The 19653-nt window shown below is 72.7% G+C and carries 19 protein-coding genes; 8 read left to right on the forward strand and 11 right to left on the reverse strand.

The window, feature by feature from the left end; genetic code table 11:
* Window positions 1-651 precede the first annotated feature (651 nt).
* Window positions 652-2187 carry a phytoene desaturase family protein gene (locus OHS58_RS48115; protein WP_328646694.1) on the forward strand — a complete coding sequence of 512 codons (1536 nt, stop codon included), beginning with the start codon at window positions 652-654 and terminating at the stop codon, window positions 2185-2187.
* Window positions 2188-2217: 30 nt separating this feature from the next.
* Here OHS58_RS48115 and OHS58_RS48120 read toward each other — a convergent pair whose 3' ends face one another.
* Window positions 2218-2772: a suppressor of fused domain protein gene (locus OHS58_RS48120; protein ID WP_326955174.1), complete on the reverse strand. Its 555-nt coding sequence runs from the start codon at window positions 2770-2772 to the stop codon at window positions 2218-2220.
* Between the two features lie 84 nt (window positions 2773-2856).
* Here OHS58_RS48120 and OHS58_RS48125 point away from each other — a divergent pair, with 84 nt between their 5' ends.
* The gene (locus OHS58_RS48125; protein WP_328646695.1) at window positions 2857-3939 is read left to right on the forward strand and encodes an NAD(P)/FAD-dependent oxidoreductase; all 1083 of its coding nucleotides are present in this window, start codon (window positions 2857-2859) and stop codon (window positions 3937-3939) included.
* Between the two features lie 330 nt (window positions 3940-4269).
* On the opposite strand, the gene yaaA is transcribed toward OHS58_RS48125, so the two are convergent.
* Window positions 4270-5016 (reverse strand): peroxide stress protein YaaA, encoded by a 747-nt coding sequence (gene yaaA, locus OHS58_RS48130; protein WP_328646696.1) that lies wholly within the window; start codon window positions 5014-5016, stop codon window positions 4270-4272.
* 55 nt (window positions 5017-5071) lie between these two features.
* Here yaaA and OHS58_RS48135 point away from each other — a divergent pair, with 55 nt between their 5' ends.
* Window positions 5072-6037 (forward strand): GNAT family N-acetyltransferase, encoded by a 966-nt coding sequence (locus OHS58_RS48135; RefSeq protein WP_328646697.1) that lies wholly within the window; start codon window positions 5072-5074, stop codon window positions 6035-6037.
* On the opposite strand, the gene OHS58_RS48140 is transcribed toward OHS58_RS48135, so the two are convergent.
* Together OHS58_RS48140 and OHS58_RS48145 are read right to left on the reverse strand one after the other, a co-directional pair.
* Window positions 6015-6920: a 2-hydroxyacid dehydrogenase gene (locus tag OHS58_RS48140; protein WP_328646698.1), complete on the reverse strand. Its 906-nt coding sequence runs from the start codon at window positions 6918-6920 to the stop codon at window positions 6015-6017. The genes OHS58_RS48135 and OHS58_RS48140 overlap by 23 nt on opposite strands.
* 56 nt (window positions 6921-6976) lie before the next feature.
* Window positions 6977-7333 (reverse strand): VOC family protein, encoded by a 357-nt coding sequence (locus OHS58_RS48145; protein WP_326955170.1) that lies wholly within the window; start codon window positions 7331-7333, stop codon window positions 6977-6979.
* 124 nt (window positions 7334-7457) lie between these two features.
* On the opposite strand from OHS58_RS48145, the gene OHS58_RS48150 reads away from it, so the two are divergent.
* Genes OHS58_RS48150 through OHS58_RS48160 form a run of 3 tightly spaced genes read left to right on the forward strand, consistent with a single transcriptional unit; the run spans window position 7458 to window position 10878 of the window.
* Complete coding sequence (locus OHS58_RS48150; protein WP_328646699.1) at window positions 7458-9206, forward strand: proline--tRNA ligase; 1749 nt, start codon at window positions 7458-7460, stop codon at window positions 9204-9206.
* Window positions 9206-10189 carry a hypothetical protein gene (locus tag OHS58_RS48155; RefSeq protein ID WP_328646700.1) on the forward strand — a complete coding sequence of 328 codons (984 nt, stop codon included), beginning with the start codon at window positions 9206-9208 and terminating at the stop codon, window positions 10187-10189. The genes OHS58_RS48150 and OHS58_RS48155 overlap by 1 nt, the downstream gene beginning before the upstream one ends.
* Before the next feature lie 26 nt (window positions 10190-10215).
* Window positions 10216-10878 (forward strand): hypothetical protein, encoded by a 663-nt coding sequence (locus OHS58_RS48160; RefSeq protein WP_328646701.1) that lies wholly within the window; start codon window positions 10216-10218, stop codon window positions 10876-10878.
* On the opposite strand, the gene OHS58_RS48165 is transcribed toward OHS58_RS48160, so the two are convergent.
* Both OHS58_RS48165 and OHS58_RS48170 read right to left on the reverse strand, forming a co-directional pair.
* Entirely contained in the window at window positions 10856-12982 is a 2127-nt protein-coding gene (locus OHS58_RS48165; protein WP_326955167.1) for a bifunctional lysylphosphatidylglycerol flippase/synthetase MprF, read from the reverse strand. The genes OHS58_RS48160 and OHS58_RS48165 overlap by 23 nt on opposite strands.
* 123 nt (window positions 12983-13105) lie before the next feature.
* A complete protein-coding gene (locus OHS58_RS48170) occupies window positions 13106-13801 on the reverse strand; it encodes an HAD family hydrolase (protein WP_328646702.1) in 696 nt (231 codons plus the stop codon).
* A 104-nt stretch (window positions 13802-13905) separates the two neighbouring features.
* Between OHS58_RS48170 and OHS58_RS48175 the strand changes: the two genes are divergently transcribed.
* Window positions 13906-14910, forward strand: coding sequence for an ABC transporter permease (locus tag OHS58_RS48175; protein ID WP_328646703.1), 1005 nt, complete (start codon window positions 13906-13908; stop codon window positions 14908-14910).
* Here the strand turns inward: OHS58_RS48175 and OHS58_RS48180 are convergent.
* The 3 genes from OHS58_RS48180 to OHS58_RS48190 are packed head-to-tail and all read right to left on the reverse strand — an operon-like array spanning window position 14848 to window position 16878.
* Window positions 14848-15258: a secondary thiamine-phosphate synthase enzyme YjbQ gene (locus OHS58_RS48180; RefSeq protein WP_326947253.1), complete on the reverse strand. Its 411-nt coding sequence runs from the start codon at window positions 15256-15258 to the stop codon at window positions 14848-14850. The two genes, OHS58_RS48175 and OHS58_RS48180, sit on opposite strands and share 63 nt — an antisense overlap.
* A 10-nt stretch (window positions 15259-15268) precedes the next feature.
* Window positions 15269-16489 (reverse strand): MFS transporter, encoded by a 1221-nt coding sequence (locus OHS58_RS48185; RefSeq protein ID WP_328646704.1) that lies wholly within the window; start codon window positions 16487-16489, stop codon window positions 15269-15271.
* Window positions 16486-16878: a cupin domain-containing protein gene (locus OHS58_RS48190; RefSeq protein WP_328646705.1), complete on the reverse strand. Its 393-nt coding sequence runs from the start codon at window positions 16876-16878 to the stop codon at window positions 16486-16488. The genes OHS58_RS48185 and OHS58_RS48190 overlap by 4 nt, the downstream gene beginning before the upstream one ends.
* Window positions 16879-16931: 53 nt before the next feature.
* On the opposite strand from OHS58_RS48190, the gene OHS58_RS48195 reads away from it, so the two are divergent.
* A complete protein-coding gene (locus OHS58_RS48195) occupies window positions 16932-17582 on the forward strand; it encodes a TetR/AcrR family transcriptional regulator (RefSeq protein ID WP_247062524.1) in 651 nt (216 codons plus the stop codon).
* Here OHS58_RS48195 and OHS58_RS48200 read toward each other — a convergent pair.
* Both OHS58_RS48200 and OHS58_RS48205 read right to left on the reverse strand, forming a co-directional pair.
* On the reverse strand, window positions 17567-18211 hold the full coding sequence (locus OHS58_RS48200; protein WP_326947256.1) for a response regulator transcription factor: 645 nt from the start codon (window positions 18209-18211) through the stop codon (window positions 17567-17569). The two genes, OHS58_RS48195 and OHS58_RS48200, sit on opposite strands and share 16 nt — an antisense overlap.
* A 10-nt stretch (window positions 18212-18221) precedes the next feature.
* The gene (locus OHS58_RS48205) at window positions 18222-19532 is read right to left on the reverse strand and encodes a sensor histidine kinase (RefSeq protein ID WP_328646706.1); all 1311 of its coding nucleotides are present in this window, start codon (window positions 19530-19532) and stop codon (window positions 18222-18224) included.
* Window positions 19533-19653: the final 121 nt, after the last annotated feature.

A 19653-nucleotide genomic window follows, 5' to 3' on the forward strand; every position in this document is an offset into this window, starting at 1 on the left:
TCGCTGAGCTGCCCACGGCGGCGCGAGGGCTGTAGGTCGTCTTCGTCCTCGAACGGCGTGTAGCCGTCCGAGGGCTGTGGGTCGTCCTCGTCGCTGACCCGTCCGTGGCGGCGAGACGATCGTTGCTCGTCTTCGTCGTCGCCGAAGTGCTCGCCGCGAAGCGAGCGCTGCGGGCCGTCTTCGTCGTCGAACCGCGTGTAGCGGTCCGAGGACTGCCAGTCGGGCTCCTCGTCGAGCCGCGAGGGCGGTCGGTCGCCTTCGTCGGCGAACCGCGAGAGGAGCGGGGTGCGGTGGTGGTCGTCGCCGCCGAACCGCTCGCGGCGGCGCGGAGGTCGTTCGTCGAATCGGTCGTGATCTTCGAAGTCGTGCAGGCGCACTGGTGGGTTCTCCTGGTTCAGGGATGCCCCACCGGGCGCGTGATCAGCCTCGGGGGGCGGGTGGGCTTGGGCGCAGACGGGCCCGCACAGTCATCACCACAGGCACCTCCCCGCTCGCTCACACCCCGGCTCCCTGCCGGACGTCTCCCAGCTTGCCCGGCCGCCCCGGCGCCGCGCAACCGAATTGCGCGAACGGTCCGTTCGTGCCCTTTCCTTGAATTCCGGCCGTCGCGGTGGTCACGATGATCAGGCAGGCCGAACGAGGAGGAGCGGGATGGATGCGTACGACGTCGTGGTCGTCGGTGGCGGGCACAACGGGCTGGTCGCGGCGGCCTACCTGGCGCGGGCCGGCCGGTCGGTCCTCGTGCTGGAGCGGCGCGGCGAGACCGGTGGCGCCGCTGTGTCGTTCCGCGCGTTCGACGGCGTCGACGTCCGGTTGTCGCGCTACTCGTACCTGGTCAGCCTGCTGCCCAGGAAGATCATCGCGGACCTCGGTCTGGACGTCGCGCTGCGGCGGCGCCGGATGTCGTCGTACACGCCCTCCGGCGATTCGGGTCTCCTTGTCGACACGGGCGACGAAGGCCGGACCGCCGAGTCGTTCCGGGCGCTCACCGGCTCCACCGCGGACTACGCGGCGTGGCGCCGGTTCTACGAGCTGACCGGGCAAGTTGCCGAACGCACCTTCGGCACGCTGACCGAGCCACTTCTGTCCGAAGTGGACTTCCGGGCCCGGGTCGATGACGCCGAAGCGTGGTCGATGCTGTTCGAGCGGCCGATCGGCGAGGCGCTCACCTCGTGGTTCGGTGACGACACGGTGCGCGGCGTGGTGCTGACCGACGCGCTGATCGGCACGTTCGCGGCCGCCGATGCCGAGGACCTCCGGCAGAACCGCTGCCTGCTCTACCACGTGATCGGCAACGGGACGGGCGACTGGGACGTGCCGGTCGGCGGCATGGGCGCGGTCACCGGCTCGCTGGCCGCGGTGGCTTCCGCGGCGGGCGCGAAGCTCGTCACCGGTGCTGAGGTGCTGGCGATCGACCCCGGCGGCGAGGTGCGCTACCGGCACGCCGACACCGAGCACGTCGTGCGCGGTGGGCACGTCCTGGCGAACGTCGCGCCGCCCACCCTGGCGCGGTTGCTGGGGGAAGAGAGCACCGACCGGCCGGAGGGTGCGCAGCTGAAGGTGAACATGGTGCTGTCCCGGCTGCCGAAGCTGCGGGACCCGGGCGTCGACCCGGCCGAGGCGTTCGGCGGCACGTTCCACGTCAACGAGACCTTCACCCAGCTGGAGACGGCGTACCGCGAGGCGGCGGCGGGGAAGATCCCCACGCTGCCGCCGTGCGAGATCTACTGCCACTCGCTGACCGACCCGTCGATCCTGGGTCCGGCCGAGCGGGCCGCCGGCGCCCAGACGTTGACGTTGTTCGGGCTGCACATGCCCGCGCGGCTGTTCGAGGGACGCAACGACGAAGCGCGCGAAGAGGCGCTGCGCGCGACGCTGGCTTCGCTGAACAGCGTGCTCGCCGAGCCGATCGAGGACTGCCTGCTGACCGGGCCGGACGGGAAACCGTGCGTGGAGGCGAAAACGCCGCTGGACCTGGAGGCCGAGCTCGGGCTGCCGGCCGGGCACATCTTCCACCGGGACCTGGCGTGGCCGTTCGCGGCGGACCCGGCGCAGGCCGGCCGCTGGGGCGTCGAGACGCCGCACGAGCGCGTGCTCTTGTGCGGCGCGGGAGCGGTGCGAGGAGGTGGTGTCAGCGGCATCCCCGGCCACAACGCGGCAATGGCCGTGCTGGGAAAGGGTTCCTGACCCACGATCCGCACCGGCGGTCGGTTCGCGCTAGACCACCGGCGGGCGGCGGACGTCGTAGAGGTCCCAGTCCAGCTGCCAGAACGCGTCGATGCCGTGCTCGCGGATGTACTCCCGCTCGATGTCGTGCACCGGGAAGCAACCGGCGATGCTGATGGGCGCGCCACCGCAGTCGAGCAGGGTGTACTGGTCCGCGTCGAGGCCGGCGGGCGCCGAGACGGCGAACGCGGTCATGTCGGACTCCGGCGCGATCGGCTCGCCGAAGTCGATGGTGTCGCCGTAGACGAACGGGCAGGTGCCGCGCAGGTGTTCGGCCAGGTACCCGATGGCCAGGGCCCAGACCGGGTCGTCGGAGCGGACGCTGATCCACAGCTCCGGCTTCACCCCGTGCCACTCCGCGTGGTCGGCGAGGGAGAGGCCGTAGGTCGCGCCAGTCAGGTAGCGCGGCTCGGGTTCGCCGGCGTAGACGAGCGAGATGACGTCGTCGAGCCCGGCGTGGGTGGACGGGATCGGCTGCAGCCGGGGGTCGGTGCTCCCGGTCAGGGTGTCGAGATGGGCGACATACCGCTCGGCACGGCTCGGCATGGCGCGCAGCATACGGCGGTCCGGGTGCCCGCGCGGGGGAATCCGGGTCGCCCCGGCGCGGCACGGTCGGGCAGGGTGGGGAGCATGCGAGTGCTCGTGATCGGAAGCGGAATCGGCGGTGCCGCCACGGCCTACCACCTGGCGGGCCGGGGTGCGGAAGTGATCGTGGCGGACGCGGCCCGGCCCGGCACTGCCACCGAGGCCGGCGCCGGGATCGTCAGTCCCTGGACGTCACGCTGGGAGGACGCGGTGTACCCGCTCGCGGCAGCCGCGGGCCGGTACTACCGCGAGTTCACGGCGGAACTGGCCGAGCTGGGCGAGGAGTCGTCGTTCGAGGTCGTCGGCGGGATGATCGTCTCGGCCGAGGAGTCCGAGCTCGCCGAGGCGCGGGAGCGGCTGGCCGCGCGGGCGGCGGACGCGCCGGAGATCGGCGAGGTCCGCTCGCTCGACCCGGCCCAGGCCCGGGAGCTGTTCCCGGCGCTGGCGCCCGGGCTGAGCGCGGTGCACCTGTCCGGCGCCGGCCGCGTCGACGGGCACCAGCTGCGCCGGGCCCTGCTGGCCGCCGCCGAGCGGAAGGGCGCGAAGTTCGTCGAGGGTGAGGTCGCCTTCCGCGCCGACGGCACAGTGGCGGGTGAGGCGGGCCCGCTCGAAGCGGACAGCGTCGTGGTGGCGGCCGGCGCGTGGAGCCGCGAGCTGCTGGCGCCACTGGGCGTCGACGTGCCGGTGACGCCCCACCGCGGCCAGATCAGCCACTTCGACCTGCCCGGTACCGACACGTCGGCGTGGCCGGTGGTCCTGCCACGCACCAGCCACTACCTGCTGGCCTTCGGCGGCGGCCGGGTGGTCGCGGGCGCGACACGCGAGACGGAGTCCGGCTTCGACTACCGGGTGACCGCCGCCGGCCAGCGTGAGGTGCTGGACAACGCCCTGACGATCGCACCCGGCCTGGCAGAAGCCACGCTCGCCGAGACCCGAGTGGGCTTCCGCCCGGGCACCCCGGACGGCCTCCCGGTGCTGGGCAGCATCCGCCCGGGCCTGACGATCGCGACGGGCTTCGGCGCAGGCGGCCTGACGAACGCCCCGTACGCCGGAAAGCTGGTGGCGGCGGTGGCGCTGGGCGAGGATCCAGGCTTCGACCTGAGCCCGTTTGCCTTGGACCGCTTCTAGCCCTGGACCGCGTCCGACTGCGGACTGCTTTCTCTTGCGGGCTGGTTCAGCCTGCGGACTTGCGGTCCTGAACGCTTCAACCGCGGGCTGGCGGTGCCCGACCGGGCGGCTTTCGACGGATCCGTTCCGGCTCGCGATCGGCCGCGCCGAGTCGCAGGTTCTGGTGCGGGTCGGGACGGCCGCGTCGAGTCGCGGCCGGTTCTGGTGCGGGTCGGGTCGGCGGCGCCGGGTTGCGGGCAGGTCCGGATCGAGTCAGCGGGCGTCGCGGCAGAGACGACCGTGCTGTGCCGCGATCGGCGCTGTGGCGTGGCCCGGTGTCGGCGGGGAGTGTCAGCCTTCGGTGATCAGGTCCAGTGCGTGGTCGCCGGTGCGTTCCACCACCAGGCCCGCCTTGCGGATCACCTTGGCCAGCTGGTCCACAGTGGACGGTTCGGCGCGGGTGACCGCCAGCACGTGGGCCAGGCGGCCCTTGTACGCCTTGTTGAAGTGGCTGACCGTTCCGCGCTCGCCGTTGGCCTTCTCGGTGACCACTCGGACCGTCACGGCGTCCGGGCGGAGGTTGGCGAACGCCGAGTACGTGCCCGAGCGGAGGTCGACCACCAGGTCGTCGATGTTCTGCAGCACCGGCTCGAGCACCGGCTTCCACATGGCGCGGATGGTGCCGAGCGCGGGCAGGGAGTTGCCGCCCGAGAGGCGGTACGCCGGGATCGGGTCGGTCGCCGAGACCACGCCGAACAGCGAGGACGTCACCGCCAGCCGGCGGTGGGCCTTCGCCAGCCCGGCCCTCGTGAAGCTCTTGACGTCGAGCGCGTCGTAGAGGACGCCGGTGTAGCGGCGCAGGGCCGGCATCGTCGGGGACGTCCACAGCTGCGCGTTGCGGATGACCTCGCCGGCCTGGCGCTCGGTGATGCCCAGGGCCGCGATGCTGGCCGGGACGTCGCCCGCCAGCTCGACGAGCGCGTCGGCGAGCTTCGCGCGCGTCGGGTTCAGCTCGGGGAACGACAGGGCGGCGTGGTCCAGCGGGGCGCCGCGGCCGCCGTCGGCCTTGGTCTCGGAAGGGGGGAGGAGCACCAGCACGCACTGAGCGTAAATCGGGATGCGTGGCCGGTGCCGCCCGGCCTAGCCTCGGCGCATGGACCTGACCTGGCGTCCCCTCACGCTCGACGACGACGCGGCCCTCGCCGGGCTCTACGCCGCCGCCGAGGAGGTCGACCGCACGGGTGAGCACTTCAGCACCGAAGACCTCCGCGAGGAGCTCGAAGGCCCCAACATCGACCTGGCCACGGCCAGCACCGGCGCCTGGGTGGGCGATCGGCTCGTCGGTTACGGCCTCGTCCGCCGCCGGGACGCCGCGAACCCGGTGCACATGATCCGGCTCCAGTCGGTCGTGCACCCGGACCACCGCGACGACGCCGTCGGCGCGCACCTGGCCGAGTGGTTCACCCGGACGAGTCGCGAGGTCCACGAGCGCGCCTTCCCGGGCGCGCCGCTCGAACTGCACCACGGCAGCCACCAGAACGAGCGCTGGATCGCCGGGGTGCTCGCCGCGGCCGGTTACGAGCACCAGCGGACGATGGTGGACATGCGCGTCAGCCTCGCCGACCTGCCACCGCAGCCGCCGCTGCCGGACGGCGTCGAGCCCGTGCCGTTCGACTTCGGGTACGACCTCGCGACGCTCGACGCCCGCAACGACACTTTCGGCGACCACTGGGGCAGCACCGCCTACGAGCCCGGCGCCTGGCGCCACCTCGTCACCGGCTCCAAGGACTTCCGGCCCGACCTGTCGTTCCTGGTCCTCGACGGCGAGAAGGTCCTGGCCTTCGTGCTCAGCCACTTCTACGCGTCCGAAGCCGAAGCGACCGGCACCCGCGAGCACTACGCGACCTGGGTGGGCACCCGGGACGCGCTACGCGGCCGCGGGGTCGCCTCCGGGCTGCTCGGCCACACCGTCCTGGCGGCGAAGGCGGCCGGGTTCGAGCGGTCGGCGCTGAACGTCGACGTCGACAACGCGCACCGGGCGCTCGGCGTCTACGAGCGGTGCGGGTTCCGCGTCGAAGACGAATGGCACGTGTACGTCAAGCCGGTGGCACGAGGTTGAGCAGCTCCTCGCCCCGCGCGTACCGCCGCAGCTGGTCCGCGGCCAGCTTCTTGGCGCGCGGGTAGAACGACGCCGAGCCACCCGCGATGTGCGGCGTCAGGACGACGCCCGGAACCGTCCACAGTGGATGGTCGGCCGGCAGCGGCTCCGGGTCCACGACGTCGAGGGCGGCACGGAGCCGCCCGGCTCGCGTCTGCGCCAGCAGGGCTTCCGTGTCGATCGCCGTGCCTCGGCCGACGTTGACCACCAGGGCGCCGCCGGGGAGCGCGGCCAGCTCGGGGGCTCCGAGCAGGCCACGCGTCGCCGGGGTGTCGGGCAGCACGAGCACCACGATGTCGGCCTCGGGCAGCAACGAGGGCAGCTCGGCGACGCCGTGCACGGCCGCGTCCGGACGCGCGCGGCTCGCCACCCTGGTCACCAGCGCTTCGGCCGCCAGCAGCTGGCGCTCGATCGCCTGCCCGATCGAGCCGTAGCCGACCAGGAGCACCCGGCTGTCCGCGAGCGACCGCGTGTGCTCGCGAACCCACTCCCGGCGCTCCTGCTGGGCGAACCAGCGGGGCAGGTCCCGCTGGCTCGCGTGGATCAGCGCCAGTGTGTGCTCGGCGACGCTCAGGTCGTGCAGGCCGCGTCCGTTGGCCAGGCGAACGCCGGCGGGCAGCAGCGGGACCAGGGCCTCCACCCCGGCCGACAGGGCCTGCACCACGCGCAACGAGGGCAGGTCCTTGATCAGGCGGGGTGGCTCCGGTCCGCGGTCGTACGGCAGCACGTAGAACTCGACACCGTCGAGGGCCGGCGGAGGCGCGCCAAGGCCGTCGTAATACGCGGCCTCGATCCCCTCCGGCACTTCGATGTCGGTCCACGGCAGCAGTACGCGAGCGCTCATGCCGCCAGTTCTACCCGCGCCGCCGCGGCGACGCGGGGTGGACCGGCAGCCGGGAACTACCCGTCGTGCGAACCGGACACGCAGAACTCGTTGCCCTCGGGATCCGAGAGCACCGTCCACGCGAAGCCCGGTACCTCGTGCTGCGCCTGCTCGGTCGCGCCGAGCGCCACCAGCCGTTTCACCTCCTGTTCCCGGTCTTCGGCACCGAGATCGATGTGGACCCTGTTCTTGCCGACGCGTGGTTCGGGCACCCGCTGGAGCCCCAGCGACAGCCCGCCCTCCGGTGGGGCGAGGAACAGGAACTCGCCCTCGAAGTCCTGGGCGACGGTCGTGCCGAGCGCCGCCGTCCAGAACTCCGCGAGCCCGCGCGGATCCGCGCAGTCGATCGTGATCATGGCCATGCGAAGTTTCATGACCGGAACGCTAGCGATCACCACCGACAAAAACGGGCGCTCGGCTAACCCGTTGGAGTCACGGCAGGGGGAGTGACTACCCTGAGCGGGACTTTCACACCCGCTTGGCGCAGGGAGCCCCGCAGTGATCACCAGGACTTCGTCGTTGTTCCTTCGCACGTTGCGCGAGGATCCGGCGGACGCCGAGGTACCGAGCCACCGGCTCCTGGTACGCGCCGGCTACGTCCGCCGGGTCGCCCCGGGCGGGTACTCGTGGCTGCCCCTGGGCCTGCGCGTGCTGCGCCGTGTCGAGGCCGTCGTGCGCGACGAGATGAACGCCATCGGCGCGCAGGAGATCCAGTTCCCCGCGCTGCTGCCGAAGGAGCCCTACGAGGCGACCGGCCGCTGGACCGAGTACGGCGACAGCCTCTTCCGCCTGAAGGACCGCAAGGGTGCCGACTACCTGCTCGGCCCGACCCACGAAGAGCTCTTCACCCTGACGGTCAAGGGCGAGTTCAGCTCGTACCGCGACTACCCCGTCACGCTCTACCAGATCCAGACGAAGTACCGCGACGAAGCGCGCCCCCGCGCCGGGATCCTGCGCGGCCGCGAGTTCGTCATGAAGGACTCGTACTCCTTCGACCTCGACGACGAGGGCCTCGAGCGCTCCTACCAGGCGCACCGCGCCGCCTACACCAAGCTGTTCGACCGCCTCGGCCTCGAGTACGTCGTGGTCAAGGCGACGTCGGGGGCGATGGGCGGCTCGGCGTCGGAGGAGTTCCTCGCGGTCGCCGAGACCGGTGAGGACACCTACGTCCGCAGCACCGAGTCGGGCTACGCGGCGAACGTCGAAGCCGTCGTGACGCCCGCGCCGGCCGCGCAGCCGACCGAAGGCCGGCCCGAGGCGCAGGAGCACCACACGCCGGGCACGCCGACCATCGAGTCGCTGGTGAACTTCCTCAACGCGGCCGGGCTCGGCCGCGAGTTCACCGCCGCCGACACGCTGAAGAACGTCATGCTCAAGGCGCGTCAGCCGGGTGCGAAGGAGTGGGAGCTGGTCTGCGTCGCGCTCCCCGGTGACCGCGAAGTGGACATGAAGCGCCTCGAAGCGTCGCTCGAGCCCGCCGAGGTCGAGCTGCTCGAAGAGGCCGACTTCAAGGCGAACCCGTTCCTGATCAAGGGGTACATCGGCCCGAAGGCGCTGCAGGACAACGGCGTGCGCTACCTCGCCGACCCGCGGATTGCGCCTGGCACCGCCTGGGTCACCGGGGCCGACAAGGCCGACCACCACGTCATCGACCTGCTCGCCGGCCGTGACTTCACCCCGGACGGCACCGTCGAGGCCGCCGAGGTCCGCGAGGGCGACGCGTCGCCGGACGGCCACGGCACCCTGGTCGCCGCGCGTGGCATCGAGATCGGGCACATCTTCCAGCTCGGCCGCAAGTACGCCGACGCCTTCGAGCTGGACGCGCTCGGCCCCGACTCCAAGCCGATCCGCATCACGATGGGCTCCTACGGCGTGGGCGTCTCACGGCTGGTCGGCGTGCTCGCCGAGCAGAACCACGACGAGCTCGGCCTGATCTGGCCGCGCGAGGTGTCGCCGTTCGACGTGCACATCGTCATCGCGGGCAAGGACGACGCGGTGCGCGCCGGCGCCGAGAAGCTCGCCGCCGAGCTCGACACGGCCGGTCTCGAGATCATCCTCGACGACCGCAAGGCGACCCCGGGCGTCAAGTTCGCCGACGCCGAGCTGGTCGGCGTGCCGACCATCCTGGTGGTCGGGCGCGGCCTGGCCAACGGCGTCGTCGAGGTCAAGGACCGGCGCACCGGCGAGCGCGAAGAGATCGCGGTCGACGCCGTCGTCGAGCACCTGGTCAAGCTCGTCCGGTCGTAATGGGCCTGTTCCGGCGGCGGGACGAGACAACGCCGGGGTACGAGGACAACGCGGCGCTCCGCGGGTTCGGTGGTTACGAGCCCGCGGACGCGCCGCGCTTCCCATCCGGCGGCTTCGGGACTCCGCCGGCCGAGGCGCCGCACGTCGAGACTCCGCATATCGAGCCGCCTCGTGCTGAGCCGAAGCGGATCCGTCCCGCCGCGAAGCCGCCGAAGTGGCGACGCTCGTCGCGGGCGCCGTGGGTCGGGCTGGTCCTGATCGCGCTGATCGCCGGGGTGCTGAACGCTTTCGGCGTCGGCAAGCCGCACCGGCCGTCGTCGACGCCGGCACCGCTGCCGCCACTGGTCGTGACGCCGTCGCCGCGGGTGACCGTGCCCGCCGCGGTGAGCGGCTGGCTGTCCGTCGCGGGCAAGGACGGCTCGTACGCCTACGACGTGCCGCCGAACTGGGAACCCGCGCCCACCACGGTGCACGGCTGGGAGAAGACCGGCGCGGCCCCGGGCATCACGCTCGTCACGAGCGCGTTCCTGGGCCGGAACTTCTGCCAGAAGAACGACCTCGGCGGCGCGGGCGTCAAGACCGAACCCCTGGGCGACCCCGGCGCCGCGGCGCGCAAGGCCGTCACCGACCTCGGCGTGAGCGCGTACAGCCCGGACAACGGGCCGCTGGCCACGGTGATGCCGGACGCGGGCACGGACGCCCAGGTCACGAAGGCCGACGGCACCAAGGCGCCGGCCCGGATCGTCGTCGCCGACGTGATCCCGTCGGACACCGGGGAATGCGCGGCGAAGCACGCGGTGGTCGCGGCCATGGCCTTCACCGGCGCCGACGCCGTGACGTCGGGTGTCGTGGTGGCGTACGCGGACGCCGACCGGTCCGGGCCCACGATCCGCGAAGACCTGGTGCGGATCCTCCAGAGCTATCGGTTCGTCCCGGCGGCGGACCGCGGCACGATGACGCCGCCGCCGACCACCTACCGCTGAACGTCGGGGTCCGGCAGGCTGGGCCCATGGACAAGCGGCTCGCACGGCTTCGCGCGGGTGCGTTCGGCGTCCTGGGCGTCGCCGGGTTCCTGCTCCTCTTCGGACCGCTGCTGGCCAAGGCCTGGGGCTGGACGACGCGCAGCCGCAGCCCTGAGTGGTGGGGTGCGGCCGGGCAGTGGGCGGGGGCCGTCGGCACCGTCGCGGCCGTGGCCGTCGCGCTGTGGATCGCCATCCGGGACGGGCGGGTGGCCCGGAAGGACCGGCGGCAGCGGGACGCGCGCGAGCGGCAGGAACAGGCCGCGAAGGTCACCGCGTGGATCGAACGGGTCGAGCACCGGACCTGCATGGTCGTGGCCAACGCCAATGCCGAGGCGATCAACCACGTCGTCGTGTCGTTCGACCTCGTGCAGAGCCTGCCGATGACCGGCTCCACCCTGCACCGCGGGCCGGAGATCGAAGACGACGAATACCTCTACGCCGTGCTGCCACCGGGGAAGTGGCGCATGGCGGTCCCCGAAGCGCGGCTCGGCACGGAACTGACGCCCGGGGTGATGGTCGCGTTCAGCGACTCGCACAACGGGCACTGGCTCCGGCTGACCGACGGCGCCCTGATCGAGAAGGACCAGAACGTCGTCAGCCGGCGGAAAATCCTTTTCCCGCAACGGATCAGCGTCCCCGAGAGCTACTGACCAGCTTCGCCAGTTCGCGCAGCCGGACGTCCGGCAGGTACGCGCGGCTCAGCGCCAGGCCGATGCGCGGCAGGTCGGCTTCGTCGCGGAACGCCAGGTACAGCGGGACGTGCCGCGGCTGGAACTTCGCCTTGAACGCGTGCAGCGAACGGAACCCGTAGTACGGCTCCATCACGCGGCCCAGCGACTCCAGCGTCCGGTCGATCGTGCGCGTGGGCGCCCCGTCGGCGCTGCGGGCCAGCGGAGCACCCGACAGCGAGACGAACCGGGCACCTTCGGAGCGGAAGGCCACGCAGGCCGACGCGATGAGGAACTCCATCACCGGCCGGAAGCCGTGGGCGCTGCGGCGCATGACGTCCAGCGTCCAGCCGCCGACCTTGCCCGCACCCGTGTAGACCGGGAGCCAGGACGTCACGCCGTGGACGACGCCCTCGGCGTCCACCGCGAGGCCGACGCGGGTCGCCGGGTCCATCGCCTCGTCGAGGCCGCCGAGGGTGAAACCCATCTCCGGCATGGCCTTGTCCGACATCCACTCCTCCGACAACGCCCGGACCTGGGCGAGGATGGGTTCCGGCTGGTCGGCCAAGCGGACCAGCCGGAAGTCGATGTGCTGCTTGGCCGCCTTGTTCAGCGCGGACCGGACGTCCTGCCACGCCTTGCCGCGGAACTCGAGGCCGTCGAGGTCGAGCACGTTGTCCTCGGCCACCTGGACGTGCTGCCAGCCCAGCTCGCCCGTCGCCGCGACGGTGGCCTCGGTCGCCGAGAACACGCACGGCACCAGGCCGGAGTTCTCGCACATGGCGGCGAACTCGGTGACCGTCGCGGCCGCGGTGCCGTCCGGCGCGATCGGGTCGCCGAGCGCGACGGCGACGCCGGCGTGCTTGCGGTAGGCGAGGTAGGAGCGGCCGTCCTCACGGACGAAGTACGTGTTGCGCGGCCACGTCGTCATCCACGACAGCGTGCTGCCACCGTGCCGCCCGAGCAGCGTGCGGGCCAGCGCGACCCCCGGGCCCTGGGCGTGGCGCCGCAGCCTGCGTCGCGAAGGCACGCGGAAAGCGTGACGTCCGGCGATCAGGACGATCAGCTCGACCGTCCACAAGAGATTGTCCACGAAGAACAGCGGCAGCCCGGCGGTGTCGTAGTCGCCGCCGAAGACGTCGGCCAGGCCGATCAGGGTGGCGGTCGCGAGCCCTTGCAGCGTCACGAACACCGAGAGCGCGACGGCCCAGCGCCACGCGACCCGGCCGCCCTTGCGCAGGCCGTTGAGCATCGGCACCACCAGCAGGACGAGGATCGCCAGCTCCGGCGCCGTCAGCGAAACGCCTTCCGCGGAACCGAAGGGGCCGTCGCCGGGCACCAGGAACATCACGACTTCGGCGACGGTGAGCAGCAGCAGGCCGGCGACGGTCAGCAGCCGCCACTCCCGCACGTTCGGCCCCGCGGTGTCGGTCGTGCCGCGCGGGCCGACGAGCCGCTTCCCGAGCGGGATGGCCAGCGCCAGCGCGAAGAAGTGGACGAGGTCGGCGAGCGTGCCGACGTAGATGATCGCGACGCCGGCGTACACGCAGAGCCCGGCCCGCAGCCGCAGGCGCCACGGGGGCCGCAGCGTCGCGCTGGCGACCGCGACGGCGGCGAGCGCGCCGCCGGAGAACCCGACGTCGAGACTGCCCGCCATCCGCTCGGCCCACAGCCAGCCGGAGTTGCGGCTCAGCGCGAGGAACTGGGTGGCGACGAGCACCGAGACGAACTGGCCGCCGATCGTCACGGCCATCGCGCGCCGCGTCCCCAGCTGCCACTCGGCGAAGCCCGCGAAGAGCGCGAAGCTGCCGACCATCGGGAGGTAGTACCAGGGGATGACGGCGAAGAAGGGCCCGGTGAGCATCGTCCACCAGCGGCCCACCTCCAGCGACGGCAGCCCGTAGGCGACGAACGGGTAGGCCGCGCGGTCTTCGGCGGCGCTCCAGAGCGCCCCGGTCGCGACGGCCAGCACGAGCATGGCGAGGACGACGCTGCTGGTGAACGGCAGTCGTCGCCTCAGTACCGCGACCGTGCCGCGGATGCGTCCCCCTCCGGCGGGCAGGCCCACCGACGCTGTTTCAGTCATGCTCAGAAGTCTGGCGAGCGCGGCCGCTCCCGACATCCGACGCCAGAGCGAGATTTCCCTTAGGGGAGTCCTCCTCCGGAGTGAGGGTCATCCCGGTCCCGAGGACGATGACCTTCGGGGTCGTCAGCCGAGGACGGCACTCCGCACGGCGTCGATGTCGGCCAGATCCGGCAGCACGGTGTGCGCGCCGGCCGCCCGCAGCGCGTCCGCGGGGTACTGCCCGGTCGCGACGGCGACGGCGATCGCGCCATGGGCCAGCGCGGCTTCGACGTCGCTCGGGGTATCGCCGATGACGACCACGGCGTCGGCGGCGAACGGCGTCCCGTGCTTGGCCACCGCCTGCGCGACGGCGTGCGGGACCAGGTCCGGGCGGTGCGCCGAGAGCGTGCCGTAACCGCCGATCTCCAGGTCGAGGTGCTCGTCCAGGCCGAACGCGGCGAGCTTGTGCCGCGAGATCTCCGGCAGGTTGCCGGTGACCAGGGACTGGACGACTTCGTCGTGCCCGGCGAACGCGGTCAGCGCCGCCGCGGCGCCCGGCAGGGCCCGGCCGCTGGTGGGCAGGTGGACGACGGCGCGCTCGGACTCCGCGATCAGCGCCTTCCAGAGCGCTTGGAGCAGCTCCTCGGTCGGCTCGATACCGTGCGCGGTGAGCAGGTCGCTGCTGATCGCCCGCTCGGTGCGGCCCCCGAAGTCGGGGTAGGTCTTCAGCTCGGCGCCGGTCGTCGCGGCCAGGGCCGCGGTGTACCAAGCGGCGCCGAGGCCGGTGTAGTCCACCAGCGTGTGGTCGATGTCCCAGAGCACCAGCCGCGTCTTCGTCACGGGTCCGAGGTTACCGGCGTCACTATTCAACACGTGTTGACTTCTTCGGCGACGGCTCTTACCGTGAGATTAATTCAACGCATGAAGAATAAGTGGAGGTTGTCATGACCGGTCCTGTCCGGCGCCCCGCCGGGGCCCTCGCCCTGGTCGCCGCCGTGGCCGGCGCGCTGGTGGCGGTGGTGCTCGGGTTCCTCACCTTCGGTGCGCAGGCCACCGTCGCGCCGGACGGCGTCCCGGTCGCGGTCGCCGCCCCGCCGGAGGTCGCGCAACGCATCGCCGCGCACGGCGGCGGCCAGCTCGAGTGGACCGTCGCGACCCCGGCCGACGCGCGGAAGCTGTTGGAGGACAAGCAGGTCTACGGCGTGCTCGAACTCGGGCCGGGACCGTCCGCGACGGTCGTCACCTCGGGCGCGGTCAACCCGGCGGGCACGCAGGTCGCGCAGCAGGCGCTGACCGGCGCCGCGAGCGCGCTGGCCGGAGCGCCGAAGCAGGAGGTGCTGCACCCGGTGAGCCTCGCCGGGCGGACCGCGCCGCTGGCCGCGAGCGCCCTCGCCTGGATCGGCGCGCTCGTCGCCGGGCTCGCGGTGACGCAGCTGGCGAAGCGCACCGGACGCACTCTCGGCGCGGGCGCCCGCCTGCTGCAGATCACCGGGGCCGGCGTGCTGATCACGGCCGTGGTGGCCGGGTTCTTCGCGCTGTGGGACGCCGCGCTGCCGCTGACCGCCGGCGTCCTCGGCTTCGTGTTCCTGGCCGCGACGGCGTTCGCGGCCGTGCAAGCCGGCCTGCTGCGCCTGCTCGGCCTGCGCGCGATGGCCGTGCTCGGTCCGCTCTACCTGGTCGCGCCCGCGGTCGCCGGGCAGGTGCCGGAGCTGCTGAACCCGGCCTACCGCACGCTGCTCTGGTCGTGGACGCCGTTCCGCTTCTCGGCCGAAGGCCTGCGCAGCCTGCTGCAGGGCGTACCGGACGCGCCTGACGTCACCACCGGCGTCTGGGTGCTCGGCGCCCTGCTGGCCACCGGGCTCGCGGTCGCGCTCTGGCCCGGCCGGTCAGCCCGCGAGGAAGCTGAACCGCACGCGGCGGACCGGGTTGTCGAGGTTGGTGTCCACTAGGCAGATCGACTGCCAGGTGCCCAGCGCGAGCACGCCGCCGAGCACCGGGACCGTCGCGTAGGGCGGCACCAGAGCGGGAAGCACGTGGTCACGGCCGTGACCCGGGCTCCCGTGCCGGTGCCGCCAGCGGCCGTCACGGGGGAGGATCCCGTCGAGCGCGGTCAGCAGGTCTTCGTCGCTGCCCGCGCCTGTCTCGAGGATCGCCAGGCCCGCGGTGGCGTGCGGGACCCAGACGTGCAGCAGCCCGTCGTGCGCGTCCGCGTCGCGCAGGAACGACTCGGCCTCGTGCGTGAGGTCGTGGACGACGGCCTCGGCGCCGGTGCGGACCTCGATCTCGGTGGAGTACATGGACTCCAGCCTAAGGAGCGGCCACCAGTTCCGCGGGTTGCCGGGTCAAGGTGCCGAGGCGGGTGAAGGCGAAGACGGCCAGCCCCGCCAGCAGCACCGCGCCGGCGGCGTACGGGACCGTCGGCGAGATCTCGTACAGCCCGGTGCCCAGCAACGGCCCGCCCATGAACGCCAGCGCGCTGGCGGACCCGACCAGCCCGGCGACGGCGCCCTGCTCCTCGCGCGTCGCGAGCAGCGTCGGCGCGGACATGAACCCCGGGGTGGCGAACCCCATCCCCGCGCCGAGCACGGCGACGCCCGCGCCGAGCAGGAGCCCGCCGGAAGCGACGGTCACCAGCAGCATCCCGCCGGTCATGACGACCGCGCCCACCCGGATGAGCCGCACCGGTGTCCACTTCAGCCGCGGCACGGCCAGCACCTGGACGAGGATGATCAGCCCGGCGCCGGCCAGCATGACCAGGCTGGTCACCCGGCTCGTGTCCTGCGCGGCCAGGCCCAGCCGGTCCTGCACCAGGAAGCCGACGGTCATGAGCACGATCGCGAGCGCGAGGTACAGGCCGAACCCGATGAGCAGGAACGGCCACATCCGCCGGTCGGCCGGGCTGACCTTCACCTGGGGAGCCCGCACTTCCCGCGCCGGCGGCTTCGGCAGGCCGATCGCGACCAGCACGGCGATCACGGCCAGGATGACCGGCGCGACGTAGATCGGCACGGTCAGCCCGGCGAGGCTCAGCACGCCGCCGAGCGCCGGCCCGACCGCGAGCGCGAGCCCTTGCGCGGCACCGAACATCGACATCCCCCGCACCCGCTCGGCGGGCCCCGGCGTCAGGTCGGCGATGTACGACTGCGCTGTCACCGGTGTCGCGGCCCACGCGAGGCCGAACACGACCCCGCGGGTGAGCAGCACCAGCGTGAACAGCACCGGCACCGCCAGGGTGCCGCCGAGCCCGAGCCGGGCGACGAGCGCGAACGCCAGGAGCGCGATCATCGCGCCGGCCAGGGAGATCAGCAGCACCGGCCGGTGGCCCCACGACGCGCCGCGGCGCCCCCAGAACGGGCTCGCCAGCACGACGCCCGCCCCGCCGACGGCCCACACGGCGCCCAGCGCCAGCTCGCTGAACCCGAACTCGCGGGCCAGTGGCGGCAGGATCGGGTTCAGCATCTGCTGCCCCGCCATCAGCCCGAACACGGCCAGGCACACCACCAGGATGCCTCGCCGGTTCGCGCTCACGCCGCGGCCCGTTCGTGCTCGGTGCCCGACCGCGGCGTGATGGACAGCAGGTCGGCGGGCTCTTCGACGGCCAGCCGGTGCCACCGGCCGGGCGGGACGATGAACGACTGCCCGGCCCTCAGCGTGGTCACGGGCTCGGGCCCCTCGTCTCTCAGGTAGACGCGTAGCGCGCCGGCGAAGACGAAGAGCACCTCGTGCCCGTTCGGGTGCCGCTCCCAGTAGTCGGCGTGGACGGCGGTGTCGCTCTCGGCGTGGAACGCGCCGAGGCTCCACAGGCTCGCAGCGTCACCCGCCAGTGCTTCGCGGCGGTCGCCCGGGCCGGACGCCTCGACGACGCCGCCGGGTCGTAGGTGGATCATGGTCTTGAACAGGTCGTAGTTTTCGAACATGTTCCGAAAGTAGCACGCGCGCCGGACGGGTGTCGACCGGCATGATGGACGGCATGCCACGACCCATCGGCCGCCCGCCGACGACTTCGCGCTCGCAGATCCTCGAAGCGGCGCGGGTGATCCTCGACGGCGAGGGCTGGCACAAGCTGACGGTCCGGCGGCTGGCCACCGAGCTGGGCGTCGGCACGACGACGCTCTACCACCACGTCCGCGACAAGGACGACCTGCTGATCCAGCTGCTCGACTACTACGCCTCCCGGCTGAAGCGACCCGAGATGCCGGCGGACCCGCGCGAGCGGATCGTCGTCGCGGCGACCGTGATGCACACCGCGCTGGCCGCCTGGCCGGAGGCGGTGGAGGTCCTGACGGCCGACGACCTGCTCGGCGAGTCGGCCCTGTGGATGGTCGACGCCATCGTCGGCGGGGCGATCGGCTGCGGCCGGACCCCGGAGGAGGCCGTGGAGCTGTACCGGAACATCTGGTACTACACGGCGGGGGAGATCCTGGTCCGCGTGCGAGCCGCGCGCCGCGCGGCAGCAGGCCGGCCGCGCTACCGCGACACGGTCTTCGAGAAGCTGGACGCGACCCGGTTCCCCAGCCTCTCGGCGATCGGGGAGCGCTGGCCGGAGCTGGCCGAACGCGACACCTTCGCGCGCGGTCTACGCGCGTTCGTCGACGGGATGCTCGCTCAGGAGTCCAAGTAGCGCAACACGGCCAGCACCCGGCGATTGTCCCCTTCGGACGGTGACAGCCCCAGCTTGCCGAAGATCGACGTCACGTACTTCTCCACCGAACCGGCCGAGAGGAACAGCTCCGCCGCGATCGCGGAGTTCGACCGGCCTTCCGCCATCAGGCCCAGCACCTCGCGTTCGCGCGGGGTGAGCCCGCTCAGCGCGTCCGTCTGGCGCGTTGCCGCGAACAGCTGGCGGACGACTTCGGGGTCGAGGACCGTTTCGCCGTCCGCGACCCGGCGCAGCGCGTCCAGGAAGTCCGACACCTCGGCGACGCGGTCCTTCAGCAGGTAGCCGACGCCGCCCGCGCGGTCGGCCAGCAGCTGCGACGCGTACTTCGTCTCGACGTACTGGGAGAACAGCAGGATCGCGCAGCCGGGCAGCTCGCCGCGCAACGCGATCGCCGCCCGCAGGCCCTCGTCGGTGTGCGACGGCGGCATCCGGATGTCCACTATGGACACATCGGGCGCGTGCTCGGTCACCGCCGCGCGCAGGGTCTCGGCGTCCTTGACCGCGGCGACGACCTCGTGGCCGCGGAAGGTCAGCAGCTCCACGAGGCCCTGGCGCAGGATGGTGGAGTCCTCCGCGATGACGATCCGCATGCCGCCGACCCTAGCGGGGCAGCGGGACCCGCGCGGTCACTTCGGTCGGACCGCCCGGCGGGCTGGTCACGGCCAGCTCGCCGTCGACCGTCCGCAGCCGCTCGGCGACCCCGGCCAGGCCGCCGCCGGGCACGATCCGAGCCCCGCCCGCGCCGGCGTCGCGGACGAGCAGCCACAGCACGTCCCGGTCCTCGCGGATCTCGACCAGCGTCGCGCCGCCGTGCTTCGCCGCGTTCGTCAGCAGCTCGGCGGCGCTGAAGTAGACGATCGTCTCCAGCGACGGCGGTGGCCGCCGGGGCAGCGTGACGGTGACCCGCGCGTCCATCCCGGACGTCGCGACCAGCGTCGCCAGCGCCACGTCGAGGCCCGCGTCCAAAGCGGCCGGGTGGATGCCGCGGGCGAGGTCCCGCAGCTCGGTGAGGGCCTGCTTCGCGTTGGCGTGCGCCGCGGTGACCAGCTGCCGGACCTGGGCGACGTCGAGGTCGTCGGCCTTCAGTTCGTCCTTGGCCAGCCCCAGTTTCATCGCCAGCGCCACCAGCTGGGCCTGGGCGCCGTCGTGCAGGTCGCGCTCGATCCGCCGCAGCCGCAACGCCGAGTCCTCGACCGCCGTCGCCCGGCTCGCCTCCAGGTCGCGGACGCGTTCGGACAGCACGCGCTCACCGAGCAGCCCGACCACGAGCAGCCGGTCGAGCGCGACGAAGGCGTGCACCACCCACGGCAGTGCCACCAGCACCAAGAGCCCGGACGCCGACCAGGCGAGCGCGCCGGCCCAGCCCTCGGCGCGGATGCCGAAGGCCGGCAGGTCCCGCTCGCCGAGCGGGAACCAGAGGAAGGCGTAGCTGGTCGCGGTCAGGCCGAAGAGCGTCGCGGAGAACACCGTGAGCAGCCCGGCGAAGCTCAGCGGGAGCCGCAGCAGCAGGTAACCGGCCGTCCGCCAGCCCGCCGGGTCGCCGACGCGCGCCTTCACCCAGCTCCACAGGCCGGGTTTCAGCTCGGGACGGCGCGGGGCGGGCACGCTCACACCGAGCAGCACCCGCGCCAGCCCGCGGTGGGCGGCGCCGAGGCCGCGGGCGTAGAGCAGGGCGCCGGCGAGCACGAGGAACCCGATGAGCACGGGCGTCAGCCACAGGCCGAGCACGAGCACGACGAGCACGCTGACCAGGGAGAACAGCGTCAGCGGACCGGAGAGCCACAGCCACGCGTACTCGGCCCAGAAGTCCCGCGCGGCCAGCGGCCCGAACACCCGCCGCAGCAGGTGGGGACGAGGCAGATCAAGGCTGGTCACGGCTCCAGTCTCACCGGTCCGCACCGCGCTGCCCATCCGGATTTCCCCCATGCCCGGCGGGGGCGCCCCCGAATTCCACGCTACCTGGCGGCACCGACGGTTCCGGTTGCCGGAAAGCGCGCGAAAGCCGCTTCGAGGACCCTGCAGCCCTCAAAGC

Origin of the sequence: Amycolatopsis sp. NBC_00348 (assembly GCF_036114655.1) — a bacterium.
Lineage (GTDB): Bacteria > Actinomycetota > Actinomycetes > Mycobacteriales > Pseudonocardiaceae > Amycolatopsis.

Excerpts from the sequence above, each read along its gene's own strand:
- OHS58_RS48120 (WP_326955174.1), bottom strand. The coding sequence starts at position 2,772 with ATGCCGAGCCGTGCCGAGCGGTATGTCGCCCATCTCGACACCCTGACC.
- OHS58_RS48140 (WP_328646698.1), bottom strand. The coding sequence starts at position 6,920 with ATGAGCGCTCGCGTACTGCTGCCGTGGACCGACATCGAAGTGCCGGAG.
- OHS58_RS48165 (WP_326955167.1), bottom strand. The coding sequence starts at position 12,982 with ATGACTGAAACAGCGTCGGTGGGCCTGCCCGCCGGAGGGGGACGCATC.
- OHS58_RS48180 (WP_326947253.1), bottom strand. The coding sequence starts at position 15,258 with ATGTACTCCACCGAGATCGAGGTCCGCACCGGCGCCGAGGCCGTCGTC.
- OHS58_RS48200 (WP_326947256.1), bottom strand. The coding sequence starts at position 18,211 with ATGCGGATCGTCATCGCGGAGGACTCCACCATCCTGCGCCAGGGCCTC.
- OHS58_RS48205 (WP_328646706.1), bottom strand. The coding sequence starts at position 19,532 with ATGGGCAGCGCGGTGCGGACCGGTGAGACTGGAGCCGTGACCAGCCTT.
- OHS58_RS48155 (WP_328646700.1), top strand. The coding sequence starts at position 9,206 with ATGGGCCTGTTCCGGCGGCGGGACGAGACAACGCCGGGGTACGAGGAC.
- OHS58_RS48135 (WP_328646697.1), top strand. The coding sequence starts at position 5,072 with ATGGACCTGACCTGGCGTCCCCTCACGCTCGACGACGACGCGGCCCTC.
- OHS58_RS48175 (WP_328646703.1), top strand. The coding sequence starts at position 13,906 with ATGACCGGTCCTGTCCGGCGCCCCGCCGGGGCCCTCGCCCTGGTCGCC.
- OHS58_RS48115 (WP_328646694.1), top strand. The coding sequence starts at position 652 with ATGGATGCGTACGACGTCGTGGTCGTCGGTGGCGGGCACAACGGGCTG.
- OHS58_RS48190 (WP_328646705.1), bottom strand. The coding sequence starts at position 16,878 with ATGTTCGAAAACTACGACCTGTTCAAGACCATGATCCACCTACGACCC.
- OHS58_RS48125 (WP_328646695.1), top strand. The coding sequence starts at position 2,857 with ATGCGAGTGCTCGTGATCGGAAGCGGAATCGGCGGTGCCGCCACGGCC.
- OHS58_RS48195 (WP_247062524.1), top strand. The coding sequence starts at position 16,932 with ATGCCACGACCCATCGGCCGCCCGCCGACGACTTCGCGCTCGCAGATC.
- OHS58_RS48160 (WP_328646701.1), top strand. The coding sequence starts at position 10,216 with ATGGACAAGCGGCTCGCACGGCTTCGCGCGGGTGCGTTCGGCGTCCTG.
- OHS58_RS48145 (WP_326955170.1), bottom strand. The coding sequence starts at position 7,333 with ATGAAACTTCGCATGGCCATGATCACGATCGACTGCGCGGATCCGCGC.